Genomic DNA, 16,694 nt, shown 5'->3' on the forward strand with positions numbered 1-16,694 from the left:
GTCAGCGACCTGTTTTCCGGGCCGCCAGATCACGTTTTTTCTCAGCCCAATCAATGCCTGGCCCACGCATGCCATGGCCTCCGGCATAGGGAGAGGGCTCCGCCGGCCTCCAACCTTGGAGTAGCGAAGCGTCCAGGCGGAACACTTCCACGCCGATGGGGTGACAGGTCTCCAGTGGATCACGGGCATTGGGGCCCCATAGGTCCACTGAGAGATCGCCACCGGGGCAGCAGGAGAGCGCACAGAGCAGGTCGATCTCGGCGAACAGCTCGAGGTAGTCGCCCTCCTGCGCGGGACACGCCTTCATGAAGTACTGGTCGTCATCGTTCAGCCCGGTGCATTGGAAGACGTTGAGTACGTCGTGAACGTCGAATTCGGTCAGGCCGAAAGGCGCCACGGCGCGCACCAGATTGGAGTGGCAATGGTGGTCGAAATCCTCGCCAGTCAGCAGCCGGTTGACGTAGGGATCACAGCGGGTGCCTAGCAGGTCGTGGATACGCCCGCCCTCCTCGTCCACGCCGCTGCCATCGACGCCGTAGCCGGCCAGGGTGTCATCGATGATGGTCGCCATGGGGCGCAGGTAGGGCAGCGTCGACCAGAGCCGGTCGAATGTCGAGACATGGGCGCGCTGAAGCTGCCGGGTACGTGATGCCCAGAAACGCTCCCGGGGATTGTGCAGGCTCCATAGGTTGAAGTCGCCGACCTGAGGGCCATCCTGGGTCGAGAGCCGTATCACGTGCCCCGCCGGCACCGTCCAGGCCAAGCCATCGCGGATTGGCACGGTAAGCTGTTCGATCCGCTCGCGGCCAGCGGGATCGGTCAGGCGGGCATAGAAGTCACGATCGACATCGAGAATCGAGCCGCGGGTCGCCTGGTAGGCGGCGGGTACCTTGGCCATGCAGGCCTCCTGTCGAGTTGTTGCTACGTGCAATGCAGCACACGTCATGAAAACCACCCTAGGGCTTAACCGCCCGGGGTCTGGCACTGCTGCTGTGCCTGGGCGAATTCCATGCCTATCATGCTGCGACCTTGCTGTAACCCTTCCAGATACACTTCCAACGGGATGGGACGGCAGATGCCATAGCCTTGGAAACAGTGGACACCAAGCTGCGACAACACCTCCATCTGATCAGAGGTTTCAATAAATTCGGCGACCACTCTCGCCCCAAGGTAATCGGCGATAGCGCACGTGGAACGCACGATTTCCCGATCGATACCCCGCTGCACGATACCCTTGGTGAATCGGCCGTCTATCTTCAATTTCTGGACAGGAAAATCCTGAAGATAAGAAAAGCTGGCATGCCCCGTACCGAAATCATCTATGGCCAGGCAGATTCCCAGCGTGTGAAGCTGCCTGACATTCTCGCGCGCCACCTGAACATCGTGAATCACCATGGACTCTGTGATTTCAAGGCAGAGGCGATCCGAAGGCCAACCGTAGCGGGCCAGACACTCACTCAGCAAACTAACCAGATCGGCGCCGGCCAGGGTGTCCCCGGAAATATTGATGGCCACCTCATCAAGCCTTTCACCACCCGGGTGCATGCTGAGTATCGACAGCACCTTTGACAGCACCCAGGCATCTAGGCGAGGCATCAAACCAAAACGCTCGGCGATAGGTAGAAAGTCCCCCGCTCCAAGCAGTCGTCCATCGGCATGGCGCCAACGCAGCAGTATTTCAGCACGAATCACTTCTGGCTGCCGGAGATCGAGGATTGGCTGTGCGAAGATTTCAAAGCTTCCACTGTGCGTCTCACCGGCCAAGGCATCGCGGAGATAGCCGACCAGGTACAGGGCATCCCGATGGGCTTCGATCAGTTGTTCCGGCTCACCATGATGGTGATAAAAGTGCTCTCCCTTCCGAGTTGCCGCCCTGGCGCTAGCCATCAACAAGATTGAAGTCAGGTGTCGGGCATCGTGGCTCTCGATACTCTCCACAAGGACTACTCGCAGCTCGAGCCGTGCCACACTAAGCCCCCCATCCTGATCCGCACTGTGCAAGGCGTCGCGCAGGTCATGGGCGACCGTCGCAGGAGCCGCGTTCATAGGCACCAGCAGGGCAAACAGACCGGGCTGCAGACGCGCTGATGCCACACATCCTGTGGGTACCGTTTCCCGCAATGTCTCGGCAATGCAACACTCGAGGGCATGCACCTCATCCAGCCCTATGAGCGTGGCGAGATCATCTATGTCCGGCACCTGAATGCCGATCAACGCATGAGGTTCATCGACCTTCCGTCCCGCCAATGACTCCGTCATGCCGAGATCATTGTTGAGTCCTGTCAGGCCATCCTGGCGACTGGCCTGCTGCAGGCGCCGATTGGCCCGGTGATAGGAGTGAACGGCCTCGATAGAAAGAAATCCAACCAGCGCGGCCGTGAACAGGATCATCTGACCCTGCAGCATGGCAGTTTCATCCAATACGCCTGCTGCATCTGTGTACAGGTTGAGGTTCACTAACGTCCAGGCCAGCATGAACAATGGTGCCACCAGGCGAGGCAACCCTACCGGCAACAGATAGACGGCCAGGATCGGCATCACCAGCGCCAAGTAGGGAAGCCAACTGGAGAGTACCCATGGCATGTTTTCCATAGCCGAGATCAACACAAGCACTGCAATTGCCAAAGCAGACCAGGCCAACATCATCGGCAATTGACGTGACTTCACTTCGGGCAGCGCCCAGGTCTGAACCCCATGACGAAGCCACTGCCTCGCCAAAGGAGTGAAGAGCAATACCGACGTCGCCTCGGAAAGCCACAGGCCAATAATCAGTTCCGGCGCTGGTCGGCCATTGGAAAACTGCCAGACCCCAACGAAGGTAAAGAGCGTAGCGCTCATTAAGGCAATGATGGGCACGCGCAACAGGCGCCGAGCCCGATCACGCTCGACATACCGTCCTAACAAACTGGAAAATACCACCACAAAAAACATCAACAACACGAAGGCAGCGGTACCTACGAGTACTTCAAGATGGGTATCGCCGCGTGCCAGATTCCAGGTCAGGGCTGCCATGGTAAAATAAGGGACTGGCTTGACCCCAATAGCCAGAACTGTTCCATAGGCCAGTGAATTGGCCACCCACAGCGGAGAAATCGGCAAATTATCCGACATCGACGGGAGCAGCCCGCTGACCAGGAGCGCAGCCAGCCACCAGCCCACGAAGGCCATCAACCCCCGCTGGCAGTCCAGCTTCCAGCCAGGTGTTGCGGCCTTGAGGCTCTTGGGCGGACCATGGTGATTCGTCATCTGCGACTCACTCCTTGAAGACGCACCCCGTACAGAACGAGGAGCTTATCCGCCCAATGAACTCTACGCTCACCCTCCACTGGTAACCAGTTCATCTGGACGACTTGTCTCAACGCAAGCTCTGACGCCAGACTCCTTCAATCGGGTAGGGGCCGGGGTCACCCCCGGCGCCCTCCCACACCACCGTACGTACGGTTCCGTATACGGCGGTTCATGAAGAACGACTAAGTCCCTCTTACCGTTTCGAGTACCGAGATCAGACCCAGCCGGTCGAACCCCTTCCGCGGTAGGGCCTGGTTCATGTGCGAGGCGCCGGCATTCCACCAGGGACCTCGCCCATTCCCCGCTGACTTCCAGGCACGCTGCTCGTCCAGACCCAGCGCCAGAAGCTTGCGGCGTCGGGTNCGGCTGTATCAGCCCGAGCCATGAGGAACAAGGGCCCCTCACCTATCTATAAGGGGTACCGAGCACGCGTGCTCGGTACCCCTTATAGATAGGTGAGGGCACCTTGTTCCTCATGGCTCGGGCTGATACAGCCGTTACCACACCTTAGGAGGATTGAAATGGCCAAACGACGTAAAACCACTGAGCAGCAGTTGGCTGATGTAGAGTATCGTCGGAACCTATTACGCAACCGGGTTCGAAAAGAGGAAGCTCGTCGTCAGATGCTGGTCGGCATTATGGTGCTGAATCGGGCCAGGGGAAGCGGCCGGGAAATGTACAGGCTGCTGCAGGAACTGGATCGCTGGCTACCTAACAGTCATCGGGATCGCAAACTGTTTCGCGATCTGGACTCATTTTTTAGGCTCTGCGGGGCCAGGCCGTACTCTGCCGAGAGAGACCAGGGCTGGGCTTTCAACAGGCGGCTGGTACCTGCCGAACCGTTAATTGACCGCTACGGCAACCCGATAGCCAGACAAGCCCCCCCCTAGGGAAACGCTGCATAAATCCCGGCGCAGCTGCCTGGCAGCCCACCGGGGGGTAGAATCTGACCTTCCTGCCACTGTCTGATAGAGCCACCCGATGAAGCAGATCTCGTTCGCCCAGGCTGAGCACCAGAGCAAGAAGAAGGTCACCCGCCGAGAGCGATTCCTGGCCCAGATGGATGCCCTGGTGCCATGGCAACGACTGATAGACGCGCTGTCGCTGTCCTACTTCCCTAACGCGGTGGGCAAGCGGGGCCGTCCGCCCATTGGCCTGGAGCGCATGCTGCGGATCTATTTCCTTCAGCAATGGTATGCACTCGCCGACGAGGCGCTGGAAGATGCCATCTACGACAGCCAGGCTATGCGCGACTTCGTCGGTATCGACCTGGCCATCGAAAGCTTGCCGGACGCCACCACGCTGCTGCGTTTCCGCCATCTGCTGGAAAAGCATGCGCTGACCCAGCGGATCTTCGAGGAGATCAACGCCAGCCTGGCCGAGCAGGGCCTATTCATGCGCGAGGGTACCATCGTTGACGCCACCATCGTGGCCGCGGCCCCTTCCACCAAGATCCAAGCAAAGCAACGCGATCCGGAGATGAAGCAGACCAGGAAGGGCAACCAGTGGCATTTCGGGATGAAGGCCCATATCGGCGTCGATGCGGTCACTGGACTGACCCACAGTGTCGCTGCCACCTCGGCCAACGTGGCCGATGTCACCATGGCAGACCATCTGGTCCGGGATGACGACAAGCGGGTATACGGCGACGCGGGTTACCTCGGCATGTGGAAGTACCTAGGCGAAGATAAAGATGACCCGGACTCCCGGTGCTGTGTCGCCGCAAAGCGCGGCGCCATCAAGCAGATGGAAGCCAGTCCCATGAAAACGCTGCTGCTGGCATTCGAGAAGGCCAAGGCCAGCATCCGCGCCAAAGTGGAGCACCCGTTTCATGTCATCAAGAACCTCTTCGGCTACCGGAAGGTTCGCTACAAGGGGCTGGCCAAGAACCAGGCGCAGTTGTTCACCCTGTTTGCCCTCGGCAATCTGGTGCTGGCGGGACGGTGCCGGGGCCATGCTGATGGGGCCAATGTGTCTTGAATCTGGCCTGGCAACCGGATATCCCGGCTGCCAGGTGAAACAGGCCACTTGAGGTGGTCATGTAATGACCACTGAGACGATGATCTGGCCATGCTGAAGTCTTCAGTAGGCCAGAACCGAATTGTTCAGTGGTTCCCTAAGGGAAGTTATGGTGCTATCTACTCGCTACTCGGAAGCCCAGCCTGATTGCGCCAAGCACAGCTTCCCACACCAGCAGTTGCAGCCAGTTCCACCCAGTCGCAGCCAGTTGCAGCTAAGCGCTGAAATCCGGCCAACCTTCGCTGACGTTGACAGGCCATCTCTCGGGAGGGAGACGTGGTCACCCTGCGTCCTGTGCGTCCCTCCTGGACGACCTTCCTGGAGCTCCCGAAGGCAGAGGATAAGTATCTTCAGGAGCGCTCCGTCGTCATAGAAGACGCCTACCCTCCGTCGTCCTGACGGTGCATGTCCGGTACTTGATAGCGCGTGCTGCGGCCTCCTCCAGGTAGTTTCACCAAGCACCCCTTCTCGACCAGTCCGACGAGGTGGCGGGTGGCCGTTGCCTTACTCACCTTGGCGACTTTCTGGTACTGCGATGCACTGATGCCGTGCGCAAACCCTCTCTCGCCTCCATCCAGCAGGCGGTTCAGCACCTTCACCTGCTCGGGGAGCAGGCCGGCCGACCTGAAGCGCTGCCAGAAGCGGGCCTTGGCCAGCGTCCGCTCGACCTGCGCCAAGACATCCAGCAAGGTGGTATCCAGCGTCTCCAGATACCAGACAAGCCAAGCCGTCAGGTCTGGCGTGCCACGCTGGCTCGCTTCAAGGCAGCGATAGTAGTCGGCGCGGCGCTCCAGGATGCCGGCCGACATGGCATACAGCCGAATGCTCTGCTGGTCTGCCTGCGCCAAGGCACGATCGGCAATGGCTCGGGCAATCCGGCCGTTGCCGTCTTCAAACGGATGCAGCGTCACGAACCAGAAGTGTGCCAGGCCGGCCCGGACCAGGGGATCCAGTGCCGAGTCATGACGGCTGGATTCAAACCATACGAGGAACTGGTCAACCTCGTGTTCCAACCCCTCTCGCGGCGGCGCCTCGAAATGTACCTTGGGACGATCCAGGCGACCCGACACCACCTGCATTGGCTCCACCCCGCGCCATTGCCCTGGCCGCAGCGTTGTCAGCGCGGCGTCAGCCTCTGGGAACAACCAGCGATGCCACTGAAACAGCCTCTGGTCGTCCAGGGGCGTGTCAGGCTTGAAGGTGGCATCCAGCATCAACTCCGCCAGGCCTTCAGAGCGTGGTGAGGTAGCGCCCTCCGGCTCCTCCACGGCAAGGCGCCGGGCCAAGGAGGAGCGAACTGACGCCACATTCAGACGCTCTCCCTCGATGGCCGAGGAGGTGACGATATTCTGCAATAGCGTATCCAGGGCGGCTCTCGCCTCAGCGTCCTGGTCATCCGCGGATATCAGGGCCCCCGATCGTCCCAGCAAGATGCCGAGATCCCGCCAGCATGCCTGGACCCGTGGCTGAACGTCGGCCACTTGCCAGGTGAAGTTCGGCCAGCCGGGATGCTGCCAGATCCATGTTGAGGCGTGATCGGTCATGACAGAGCTCCAAGACGGGGAAGAGCCGAATGGCAACGATATTCGGCTCACAATATGAGCCGAATAGTGACCGGTTACGGCTCAGCTGGCAAGCATGAGGGCCGTACGGCCGCGGCTCTCCGTCTTTTCGTGTCATCGTGCCACTCCATCGAAAACAAACCTTGGTTTTCTTTACATGGTGATCCAAGCCGTAGGCTCTGCCAAGGACTGGCCCCTCCCACACAGACCCGTAGTGGTAGCATGTCAGCAACGTGAACAGGCAGGGGCTAGAAGATGAACGCCAAGGACAAAGAGCTGAGCCGACTGGAAGCATTGATTGCTCAGTACGACCAACACCAAGCGCTACGCGGCGAGCTAATTTTTGGTGCCATCAATGACGATGGACGCCTCGATGTCGCCACGCCGTTCTTCGAAGACGCGGACTATGAAGCGCTCAAGGCTAACGGCCTGCGTGACGCGCTGATCGGCCTGTTGGATGACATGATGGTTGAGCGCTCGGCCTATGGTGCCGAGCAGGCCCATGACGGCATCCTGCGTCTGGGGAGCGGTAAGGTAGTGCTGGAGTGGCTGCCTGAAGGCGCTTCTCGCGATGCGGCCGATGCGCGCCGGGATGACTGGGACCTGATCCCATGGCTGATCGAGCGATTGGGCCTTGTGCAGCACGAGGCTATCGAGCGGAAGAAGGCCCAAGCTGCTAAGAAGCACAAAGATGATACGTCGCAATGGAAGCGCGAGATTTGGCTGAGCCCCGACAAGAACAGGGCCATCAAGACCGCTCTGACTGAAGAAGGTCAGCGCCTCGGGTTTCAGGTGCTACCGGCTGGTAGCCGAGGAGAATGGCTCTATGACTTGGTGTGGCGTCGCCTGGATGCCAATCGAAACCTGGTCGGAATGCCGCTGGCGGTGGAGATCGAGATGTCCGACAACCGTCTCTGGGGCATCCGCTACGACTTCAACAAGCTCCTCCAGGCCCAGGCTGACCACAAGCTGATGGTCTTCCAGGTACAGACCCAGGAAGAGGTCGAGGCTGTCTTCGAGCGGCTGAAAGAGTCCATCGATGTCTACCCGCATGGGTCGCCCTGCCGATACCTCCTGTGCGGATGGAGCACTCAGCAGAACGCCTTCCACTTCGAAGAGAGCCGTGCTCAGTCAGCTCTAACGTGAAATCAAAACGTACGTTTTCTTTGCATAGAAAAATTTACGCAATTTCTTTACGCGAAACCGACCCTCCATGGCCTCCTGGAGGGGCGGTCAGCATGCGTAAAGAAAACGACCACATTGCATACAGCAGCTATCGGCCAGAAGCGGACGATCAGAGAGTACTCTTCCTGGGCAAGATCACTGGGGGGGCTTTGCAACTTTAAGGTTACAACACGATCAGAGGCACCATATGTTTCAAGTCAGAAAGCCTGATCGATCCCGCCTCCTCTCGTACAGAAGGTGGTGAAGGCTCGGATTGCGGAGAACGCCTCCTAATGAATAAGGGTAGATTGTGTGAGCGAAGCAAACCACAATCTACCCTTATTCATTAGATGTCATTAGAGGATCTGATTAATCTGACATCTTTTAGGAACCTGTCCGCATCTTTGAAACTAATTCGCCTTTTCTTCGATCCATGCACAGCTATGTTTCGCAAGGAATTCAATTTTTTCCTATCAATTAGCGCGCCGGCATCACGAGGAACAATCCCTCCTGTAGCATGTAAACGATCTAGCAGCTCCGACAAAGAGTATCTATTGATTCCTCTCTTTTTAAAATACTGTGCCGTAAGTCTTTTATAAGCTAATATTTCAAGAATTTCGCGAAGAGCTCTAGATGCAGCCATTACGCTTAAATCATACTTCCCCTTTTCAATTAACCCTTGTGCCTCGGCGATTAAAGAATCCACTGTTGTCGCAAGTGGTACAATTTTTTGAGATATTATTTTGCAAATATATTCTATGCCATCCCGTGTGTTTAGTGCCACTATATCGGCAAGAGTTGGGGAGAGAGCTAAAACATCGTCAATGGTCACCTGGTGCCAAATGGGAATAATCTTGTTTTTTCCCTCGACATTCACAGCATTTAAACCTCTTAACTCTTTCTTTGGCCATTTTTTGTTTATAAATTCTGGACTTATGACGACTACACCGTAGCGACTATTGGCAAGGCCATAGTCTATTTTTTCAGATAAGCTATCAGATACACTTAAGGAAAATTCATCGTACCAAACGACTAGGTTAGCAACTTCGTCAAGGCAAGTTGCAAGCGGCCTAGCCACATCGTCTTTGTCCTCGCTGGCGTGGCTTATAAAAACATCATATTTAATCATGTCGGGGCCCGGGTGATTGATTATCCACTTGTGGAATAAATCTGGTCGATTGGCTTGCCAGTCTTTCATCGCAGTTATAGATGGCTGGTGATGCAGTGCCTTCTGCGGGATGTGGTGATTATATAGTCCACAATAGCACTTCAGGGTCTTCTCAAAGTCTTCACCGGAAGCATAGTGTTGGGTCGCCAGCTGTCTCAACAGCTCCATCAGCATAGCCTGACCTTCCCCATTCGGCCAGAAGCGAAAAATTAGATCATGCTGATTTTGCGCTGGCGCATATAGACATGGAAAATCCGACTCCCATTTCTGGCATTCAGCCTTCCATGAACACACCTGATACGCTTTTTAGCGCAAGCTTTAAAGAGAACTAATCCTCACAGAATCCATTAATTTTCCTGAATATCAAGTCTGCAAGCTTCTCAGGGGGCGTTTTTTCCACATATCCAAGTGTCGGCCTAATCCCTGGAATCTCGATCTCATCAAGTTTGACAGGTAGTATGTACTCGTTTTGCTCTTCAAATGCTCGCGCTTGAGCACTCTCGCGCTCATGGTTCGTCCACAACTTCTTGGCATAGTGCTGAGAAAGAAAGACAACACAATACTGAGCTTGTTTACGATAAACGTCATCAAGGTGTGCATACAAATCCTTACCCCATAGTGACGCTGTTTCATACTCATCATAGAACACGCGCACCCTTTTCTGCCGGAGGATACGGGCTACCTCCGAGACGTAATCACGATCCTCACCAGCGAAGGACAGCGCGACCTGGTACTTTCTATACGGAGTATTTCGCACCCCCTCAACACGCTCATGGTTCTTGAAGCATTTCACCTTATCGAAAGGCACGTAAAAATACGTATCCCCCATGTCCGATTTCACTTTAATCCGGTAACGCTCATTCTGTTGACATCCGATTTCAAGTTCACCGACTCGCTCTTCGCTTTGGTGGGAAATTAATATATATTCCTCACAGACTCCACGGATCCATGCATCATCTGTTGTCACGTATGAGCATAAATTCAGTGCGACTCCACTGCCATCCTTTCTTGACTCCCTATCACGATTGAGCTCACCCTCAATACGATTTAATACAGGAACCAGCTCTTTAAAGAAACCAGACTGGATTGAATCAATAAACTCCGCCAACAACTTATCATTATTATCAAAGAACGTGTTTATATCAACTGAGACGTTACGGAAGGTTCCAGGACCGACGAAACACCCGCAAGGGAAGGATCGGAAATCATCGTCTTCAGTCCAAAACACAAGTTCGTATTCCCAAAATTGCCCCTTAGCCTCGGGCATTTTCCGCATGAACGAGAACCGTGAATAGAGAGCATTTTCGGTAACACTGGAGAGGATGTCTTCAACTTCCTCCCGTAGTTCGCGCAAAATCGCGATGTCGATCACACTAACCTCCACAAGGTATTGCGGCCTAATACCTATGAGAGTATCTGCCGCCATTATCTGACTGGCCGCTTTGTGTCGCCAGCGGAAGACACATTATATATCAGAGTAGACTGGCACTCCACAAGCGACCAAGAGCGGCCATGTAATGATCCTCAGGTAACGAAAATGTCCAACTGAGAAATTGCACAACGTCGGCTATAACGCTTTATTGTAATCCCTTCTCATACATTCTCTGTCGGCTCGCAAAGTTTATTCATTCAACCAACTATCAAGACAGGCGCCACATGCTAGTGCCCGAGCAAGGTCCGCATCCTTGTCTGTAATGCCTGAGTGAGCGAGGCACGTCCTTCAGAATTATTAAGATATTTCACATAGCGGAGATGCCGAAGATCAAATGGAATGTCATGTTCATTTTGTGTGATTAGGATGGCATCACGACCGAGCGTGTGCGCAATTCCAGCCTCGTAGAATACGTTCGCATTTCTACCCGTGCAATCGAAGATAACTATGCGGGAGCGGTCGATGAGAGAAACCACATCTTGGATGATCGCGGCATTCTCCCAAATGTTATCAGCCCGTCTGCAACGTAGACCTACATCACCCGTAGCTTCTCGGATACTGTCATAGACCGCATCGAATGCTGCATCAAATGGCATCATCGCCGAGGCAAGATTAGGCTCAATATTCTCGTGTTCCGTAATTTGAAAAACTGTCGGTCGTTGGCGACGAGGCCGAACATTGCGGAGCAAGAAACGGTAAAGGTCAACATCCTTAACAGCCCAGTGGTTTCTTGAAAACTCAAACTCATGCGGCATACTCAATTCAATACGATTCGTATAGAGAAATTCATTATTAAGGCTAGGGACCTCGCTATCAAAGCCAATCTCCAACGATAAGTCTCTTCCAACAACTCGCGCTCTAATTATTTTCCCTACATAAACCAGCTCATCCTCAGTTCCTTCCTCGCAAAAAATGCACGGCAAGGATGTTAAACTGTCCAGCAAGAGATTGCCGCTACTGTCACGAAACTGGGTAGATAACTGGTCTTCTGTATACTCAAAAATTCTTCCGACCGGAACATTAACTCTTCCAGACGTCCAGTCAACATTAAACATCAGCAAATTAAACATGCAAACCTACCAATTAACATTCTGGATATTTTTGATATTCTGAAACATCAATCATGCTTCTCCTATTCCTGATGCTGCCTCGCAACCCATTGAGTATGCTCTCTTGAAAATGCCAGCTCTGCCTCATTAACGAAGTCGGAAAAGGAAACCTCATCATTTATCTCGTCTAGGCGTGGTTGGAGTATTCCAATTTCGTGAGCTGTGAGAGCGTAGGCAGAAGCAAGCTCATTGAATTTCTTGATCTGGATCCAACCAATGAACGATGCTGCTAAGACTATTAATGGCTCTGTAGGAAGCAAAATCCACTCAGGTTTTGCAATTTTCAAAAGAACTGTAACAGTAGCAGCGATGTAGACTAAAATAGTAGCGACGACCCATATTTTTGATGCCTCCCTATTATCAGAGGATTTTTTTGCATACCACTTACGCTGATTATCAATCCTTTGCTCCTTGTACATCTTCTTACGCGCTTCAAGATCGAGCGACCGAATCTCCTCCATCCGCGGCGTGATTTGATGCTCAGCTGCTAACTCGTCAGCGATTCCCGAGCCAATATGGCGGTTGGCACGAAGTATCTCTGCCAAAAAATTGCGAAATTCCGCACGGGGTACTTGGACTGTGGGAGCGTCTACGAACGGCTCGGCGCGCATCATGTATCGCCAAGTGGATGTCTTGATGGACTCAGCGAGGGCGCGGCAACGATACCAGTCCTGTTCTGGCTTACGCACAGCTCGAAAAAGAAGGACTGCGGCAGCTAGTACAAATACTAATGCATATAAGACATGGTAGAGCGAATGCTCGCTAAACCCCATACTAAGTATAGCGGCGAAAATGAGCAGTCCGTACTCAGTCCGTAGAAGGGAAAGGTACTCGTGCTGTTCTGTGCTCGAGGATCTATCGGCCGAACGATACAAGGCGGGATAGTCATTCGTCTCCATTATCAGGCCAGCCTTCGAATGGCGTTAACAATAGAGTCAGTATTCCAGTTGACTATCTCGTCAGCAGCCTGCGTAACCGCTGCTGGCATAACTTGAGCCCCTCGTGGCCGGATGCCCAATATCGGCTTTCCAAGAAGCTCAGCATAATCGATCTCGAACTGTATCCAGTCGCTGTGGGCTACGTACATCCCACCAATGATGATGACAACCTCTACGGGCCGGATCTGCTCGCGAAGTTGTTCTTTCAGTTCCGCGACGCTCATGCGATCAAATGCGCGATCTTCGGGAACAGAATGATTCGCATAAATAAATCGTGGAGAAGCATCGAGAAAATTTATCATACGCTCGTAGCGCTCACTGTACCGCCACGCGTGACTGACAAAAAGTCTATAACGGTGGAGATTTGACAATGTTGAGCCTCCTTTAAATAAATATTGCACACGCTCTAAATAGATTGACAGCTTTGTGCGTTGAAAAGTTAACTGTCCAGCATTTTCTTGCCGTGCGTAGCATGGTCTGGCACGTCTCCTTTGGGTCGATTCCGGCCGTCAGCCATGCACTTTCAACTCACGCACCTAATCCAGCCGCACCCCAACCCATGCGGAAGGTCTCGGTACTCAGAAACTGAGGTCATGGGCTTACGCAAAATTCGACCGCCACCACTAAAGCTTACAAACGAATACATTCAGCCTATACGCTAGGCCAGGGTTGCACCAGCCTCCCAGGTCAACGCAAGCAACAAGATGTGATGCGAAGTCATATAGATTTTGTAGCCAGCGGTTGGTCAGCGGTCTCAAAAGGCACGCGGGGTGGAAGTACACGTAGTGGGAGGTCACGATCAGATGGATGCTGGTGTCGAGCGGGTGGTCAGATGGCTAGCCGCCATGCTTGGAGCAAGCATGGCGGCAGAGGACTGGGGCTGGCTAGACAATCTGGCATGTATTTCGGCCAGGGCCGCTAGGCCGGGGCCGCTAGGCCGGGGCCGATCTCGACAGCCCTGCTATAGTGTCCCGGCGTGACGCAGGTGATCTAGCCCTACATGCAGATATGGGCACAATTAATCGTCATCCGGCCCATCGATACGCTCACGGATCCAGGCATCGACATCCTCCTCGACCCAGGCCACAGCCCGGATCCCTAACGGTACTGGTGATGGAAATTCTTCGGCCTTGATAAGACGATGCATGGTCGAGTTGCTGAAACCGCAGCGCTGCAGAACCTCGGGACGGCGAATCAGTCGCATGGCATGTTCCTCATACTGGTGAATTTCATTGATCCACCTCCTATAAGGGGTACAGCGCTTTCTAACTCGTCGTTTTGATCTTCAGCCAGCTCAGCGAGGCCTCATCCTCAGGCGCAAGGCAGTAGCTGCTTGCTGCAGAGCAGAGCTAGCGTGCAACGACTCCATCAGCGGCGCCCTAGCCAGCCGCAGGAGCTGCGTTTCTGCGTGACTCGTCTTCTCTGCCATGACGATACTGCTCAGCGTTATCCAGCCCCACACGCAGTTCGTCCAAGTAGTTCGCCCAGGTCTGCAGCATCTCGCGCCGCTGATCCAGGAACTTGGTCCGGTTATAGGCACGGCCGTTGGCATCCCGCACCTTATGCGCCAGCTGTTGCTCAACGTAATGCTCGGGGTAATCCAAGCGCTCAGCGATGATTGTCCTCGCGGTGGCCCGGAACCCGTGGGCGGTCTGCTTGCCCTTGTATCCCATGGAGTCTAAGGCGCCCTTCATCGTATTCTCGGACATCGGACGTTTACTGCTGCGCAGGCCAGGTAAAACAAAGTGCCCGCGACCGGTGAGAGGATAGAGTTCACGAAGAATCGTCACGGCCTGCCGAGGAAGCGGCACGATCAGCGGCGGTGAGTTCTTGCTAGGCAAGAAGCTCCAGGTTGCTTCATCGAGATCGAAGTCCTTCCAATCCGCATGACGCAATTCCCCAGGACGAACAAACAGCAAAGTAGCCAGCTTCAGAGCAGCGATTGTGACAGGGTGGCCGCGATAGCCATCGATTGCCCGAAGGAGCCCGGTGAGTTCTTCGGGATCAGTGATGGCCGCGTAATGACTCACTGTTGGCTGGCGCAATGCGCCTCGCAGGTCGGTCGTTGGGTCACGCTCAGCTCGACCCGTGGTGATGGCATACCGGATCACCTGGCCCACAACGGTCTTGATGCGAATCGCGGTTTCCAGATGCCCCCGCTTCTCGACCTTACGCAGACACTCCAGCAATTCGAGAGGAGCGATGTCCGCTACAGGACGGCTGCCCAGGTAGGGATAGACATCGCGCTCCAGGCGCCTCTTGTTCTTGCTGTAGTGCATCGGCACGACATTATGCTTGTGAACGTCTTCCAGCCATTCAGTCGCTACGGCCCTGAAGGTGTTCGCCACACCGGCCCGGCCCTCCAGCTTCGCAATTCTCTTGACGGTGCTGGGATCAGAGCCTTGAGCTAAGAGCGTTTTCGCCTTGTCACGCTCATCACGAGCCTGAGCAAGCGACACATCGCCGTCCTTATTGCCGTAGACGCCTATGGCCAGGCGCTTCTCCTTCCCATGGAAGCGGTATTTCAGCCGCCAATATTTCCCACCAGACGGAGTCACCTCCAGATAGAGACCGCCCCCATCGGCTAAGCGATAGGTCCTGTCGCGGGGTTTGGCGTTGCGAACGGCGGTGGCGGTCAGTTTGTTCGTCTGGCGTTGGCTCATGGGGGCACCAAATGGGCAACGTGTGGTTGTGCCCCCATTGATGCCCCCTTTGGCGGGGGCATGTCAAGAATCTTTCTGACATGTCATGAAACGTCGCCTATCTCATGAAGCCCATGGCGACGGGGTTTTTGACATGTTCTGGGATGAAGCGGGAAGAGAATTTGGTGGGCCCAGCTGGACTCGAACCAGCGACCAAGGGATTATGAGTCCCCTGCTCTAACCAACTGAGCTATAGGCCCTTGCTTGCGCCGCCGTATGATAGCGAAAGCGGCTGGAGGAGGCCAGAGGCAAGCTCCCCGTTTGTTCCTTCTTTTCCGCTGCCGGGCAGGGCACTTCCGGCCGGTTCCCGTGTCTCGATGATTGGGTATATCGCCCATGGAGAGAGACGCTGATGAAACGATGCCATCGCCTGGGTGTGAACAGGAGCCGAGCGGCTGGACTGGCGAGCGGCCTGGCCCTGCTGCTGTCACCGTTGCTGGCGGCGTGGGAGCTGGACCCGGCGCAGTCCCGTGTGTCGGCCACGATCGTGCAGATCGGCCCCGATGGCCCGGTGCCACGCCATCATGAGGTACGCCGATTGGCCGGCAGTGCGGATACCAATGGCGAGCTGCAGCTGCCGCTTCGCTTGAACCAGAGCGACGTGGTGGAGCGGCTGGGGCCCCTGCCGCCCTGGCTCTCCGGGCTGACCGAGCGCCCCATGGCGACCCTGACCACCCGCTTCATGTAGAGGGACGCTGGCAGGGTCGAAACCACGGTGCCCAGCATCATCATGGCGATGGGCAGCGTGGCCAGACCGGGATCGGGACTCAGCTGTTGGCCGACCACCCCACTCAGCGTCATCACGGTGATCGACGCCACCATGAACAACACCTGGCTGGTCACCAGGATGGCCACGTTCTGTTTTTCCCGGCTTACCGGCGCCATAGCAATGCTCTCCATGGGTCGTGAAGAATGAGATTATTTGGGTGGGACTAGAACACCAGCACCTTGTCAGCCCGCTCGGTGGCTTCAGCCAGGGCGTCCATGGTGCTGCGCTCGGCGCCCTTTACCACCTCCTCGTCGGTAATGCCCCTGGCATCCATACAGGTACCACACAACAGCACGCTGCCCTTGGTGGTGACGCGCTTGATCATGCGCTCGGCGTTGTAGAAGCCGTCCGGGGTCTTCTGCCCAGCCTTGGCGCCTGACACGGCATCCCCCATCAGGAAGACCGTAACCTCACCCTCGCGCTTCATCAGTGCATGCGCCATCCGCAGGCCGTTGTAGAGGCGTTCGGTGCCATAGGGAGGATCGTTGATAATGATTAGCGTCTGCATAGCGCCTCCTTGCTATGATTCAATTAATTGATAGA

16 protein-coding genes, 1 tRNA gene and 1 pseudogene are annotated in these 16,694 nt (G+C 55.3%); 5 read left to right on the top strand and 13 right to left on the bottom strand.

All coding sequences use genetic code 11. From position 1 onward, the window contains the following. Position 1: 1 nt before the first annotated feature. Together LOKO_RS13420 and LOKO_RS13425 are read right to left on the bottom strand one after the other, a co-directional pair. On the bottom strand, positions 2–898 hold the full coding sequence (locus LOKO_RS13420; protein WP_066450348.1) for an urea carboxylase-associated family protein: 897 nt from the start codon (positions 896–898) through the stop codon (positions 2–4). 65 nt (positions 899–963) lie between these two features. After that, positions 964–3,246: an EAL domain-containing protein gene (locus tag LOKO_RS13425; RefSeq protein WP_066450349.1), complete on the bottom strand. Its 2,283-nt coding sequence runs from the start codon at positions 3,244–3,246 to the stop codon at positions 964–966. A gap of 563 nt (positions 3,247–3,809) precedes the next feature. On the opposite strand from LOKO_RS13425, the gene LOKO_RS13430 reads away from it, so the two are divergent. After that, the gene (locus tag LOKO_RS13430) at positions 3,810–4,178 is read left to right on the top strand and encodes a hypothetical protein (protein ID WP_066450352.1); all 369 of its coding nucleotides are present in this window, start codon (positions 3,810–3,812) and stop codon (positions 4,176–4,178) included. A 91-nt stretch (positions 4,179–4,269) separates the two neighbouring features. Beyond that, positions 4,270–5,268 (top strand): IS5 family transposase, encoded by a 999-nt coding sequence (locus LOKO_RS13435; protein ID WP_066450355.1) that lies wholly within the window; start codon positions 4,270–4,272, stop codon positions 5,266–5,268. A gap of 419 nt (positions 5,269–5,687) precedes the next feature. Here the strand turns inward: LOKO_RS13435 and LOKO_RS13440 are convergent, their stop codons facing one another. Next, a complete protein-coding gene (locus LOKO_RS13440) occupies positions 5,688–6,851 on the bottom strand; it encodes a Fic family protein (protein ID WP_066450358.1) in 1,164 nt (387 codons plus the stop codon). 273 nt (positions 6,852–7,124) lie between these two features. Here LOKO_RS13440 and LOKO_RS13445 point away from each other — a divergent pair, with 273 nt between their 5' ends. Further along, positions 7,125–8,015, top strand: coding sequence for a hypothetical protein (locus tag LOKO_RS13445; protein ID WP_066450367.1), 891 nt, complete (start codon positions 7,125–7,127; stop codon positions 8,013–8,015). A 364-nt stretch (positions 8,016–8,379) separates the two neighbouring features. Here the strand turns inward: LOKO_RS13445 and LOKO_RS18935 are convergent, their stop codons facing one another. The 9 genes and pseudogenes from LOKO_RS18935 to LOKO_RS13475 all read right to left on the bottom strand — a co-directional run bounded on the left by LOKO_RS18935 (position 8,380) and on the right by LOKO_RS13475 (position 15,582). Continuing rightward, positions 8,380–9,162, bottom strand: coding sequence for a TIR domain-containing protein (locus LOKO_RS18935; RefSeq protein WP_470303298.1), 783 nt, complete (start codon positions 9,160–9,162; stop codon positions 8,380–8,382). Then, a pseudogene (locus LOKO_RS20750) lies at positions 9,163–9,351 on the bottom strand (IS481 family transposase); the annotation flags it as partial. Positions 9,352–9,529: 178 nt separating this feature from the next. Beyond that, on the bottom strand, positions 9,530–10,573 hold the full coding sequence (locus LOKO_RS13450) for a toll/interleukin-1 receptor domain-containing protein (protein WP_066450372.1): 1,044 nt from the start codon (positions 10,571–10,573) through the stop codon (positions 9,530–9,532). A gap of 287 nt (positions 10,574–10,860) precedes the next feature. Continuing rightward, positions 10,861–11,703, bottom strand: coding sequence for a hypothetical protein (locus LOKO_RS18940; protein ID WP_083517589.1), 843 nt, complete (start codon positions 11,701–11,703; stop codon positions 10,861–10,863). 62 nt (positions 11,704–11,765) lie between these two features. Further along, a complete protein-coding gene (locus LOKO_RS13455; protein WP_201025324.1) occupies positions 11,766–12,641 on the bottom strand; it encodes a DUF4231 domain-containing protein in 876 nt (291 codons plus the stop codon). A 2-nt stretch (positions 12,642–12,643) separates the two neighbouring features. Beyond that, positions 12,644–13,051 carry a TIR domain-containing protein gene (locus LOKO_RS13460; RefSeq protein ID WP_066450376.1) on the bottom strand — a complete coding sequence of 136 codons (408 nt, stop codon included), beginning with the start codon at positions 13,049–13,051 and terminating at the stop codon, positions 12,644–12,646. Between the two features lie 647 nt (positions 13,052–13,698). Beyond that, the gene (locus LOKO_RS13465; protein WP_066450379.1) at positions 13,699–13,884 is read right to left on the bottom strand and encodes a helix-turn-helix transcriptional regulator; all 186 of its coding nucleotides are present in this window, start codon (positions 13,882–13,884) and stop codon (positions 13,699–13,701) included. A 175-nt stretch (positions 13,885–14,059) separates the two neighbouring features. Further along, entirely contained in the window at positions 14,060–15,343 is a 1,284-nt protein-coding gene (locus tag LOKO_RS13470; protein WP_083517590.1) for a tyrosine-type recombinase/integrase, read from the bottom strand. A gap of 162 nt (positions 15,344–15,505) precedes the next feature. After that, positions 15,506–15,582 (bottom strand) — tRNA-Ile (locus LOKO_RS13475). Positions 15,583–15,734: 152 nt separating this feature from the next. Between LOKO_RS13475 and LOKO_RS13480 the strand changes: the two genes are divergently transcribed. Together LOKO_RS13480 and LOKO_RS19680 are read left to right on the top strand one after the other, a co-directional pair. Further along, positions 15,735–16,070 carry a hypothetical protein gene (locus LOKO_RS13480; protein ID WP_201025325.1) on the top strand — a complete coding sequence of 112 codons (336 nt, stop codon included), beginning with the start codon at positions 15,735–15,737 and terminating at the stop codon, positions 16,068–16,070. A gap of 27 nt (positions 16,071–16,097) precedes the next feature. After that, entirely contained in the window at positions 16,098–16,298 is a 201-nt protein-coding gene (locus LOKO_RS19680) for a hypothetical protein (RefSeq protein ID WP_066450386.1), read from the top strand. A gap of 16 nt (positions 16,299–16,314) precedes the next feature. On the opposite strand, the gene LOKO_RS13490 is transcribed toward LOKO_RS19680, so the two are convergent. Further along, positions 16,315–16,659, bottom strand: a complete 345-nt coding sequence (locus tag LOKO_RS13490; protein ID WP_066450388.1) for a DsrE/DsrF/TusD sulfur relay family protein — start codon at positions 16,657–16,659, stop codon at positions 16,315–16,317. Positions 16,660–16,694: the final 35 nt, after the last annotated feature.

Origin of the sequence: Halomonas chromatireducens (assembly GCF_001545155.1) — a bacterium.
In the GTDB taxonomy this organism is placed as follows: domain Bacteria; phylum Pseudomonadota; class Gammaproteobacteria; order Pseudomonadales; family Halomonadaceae; genus Halomonas; species Halomonas chromatireducens.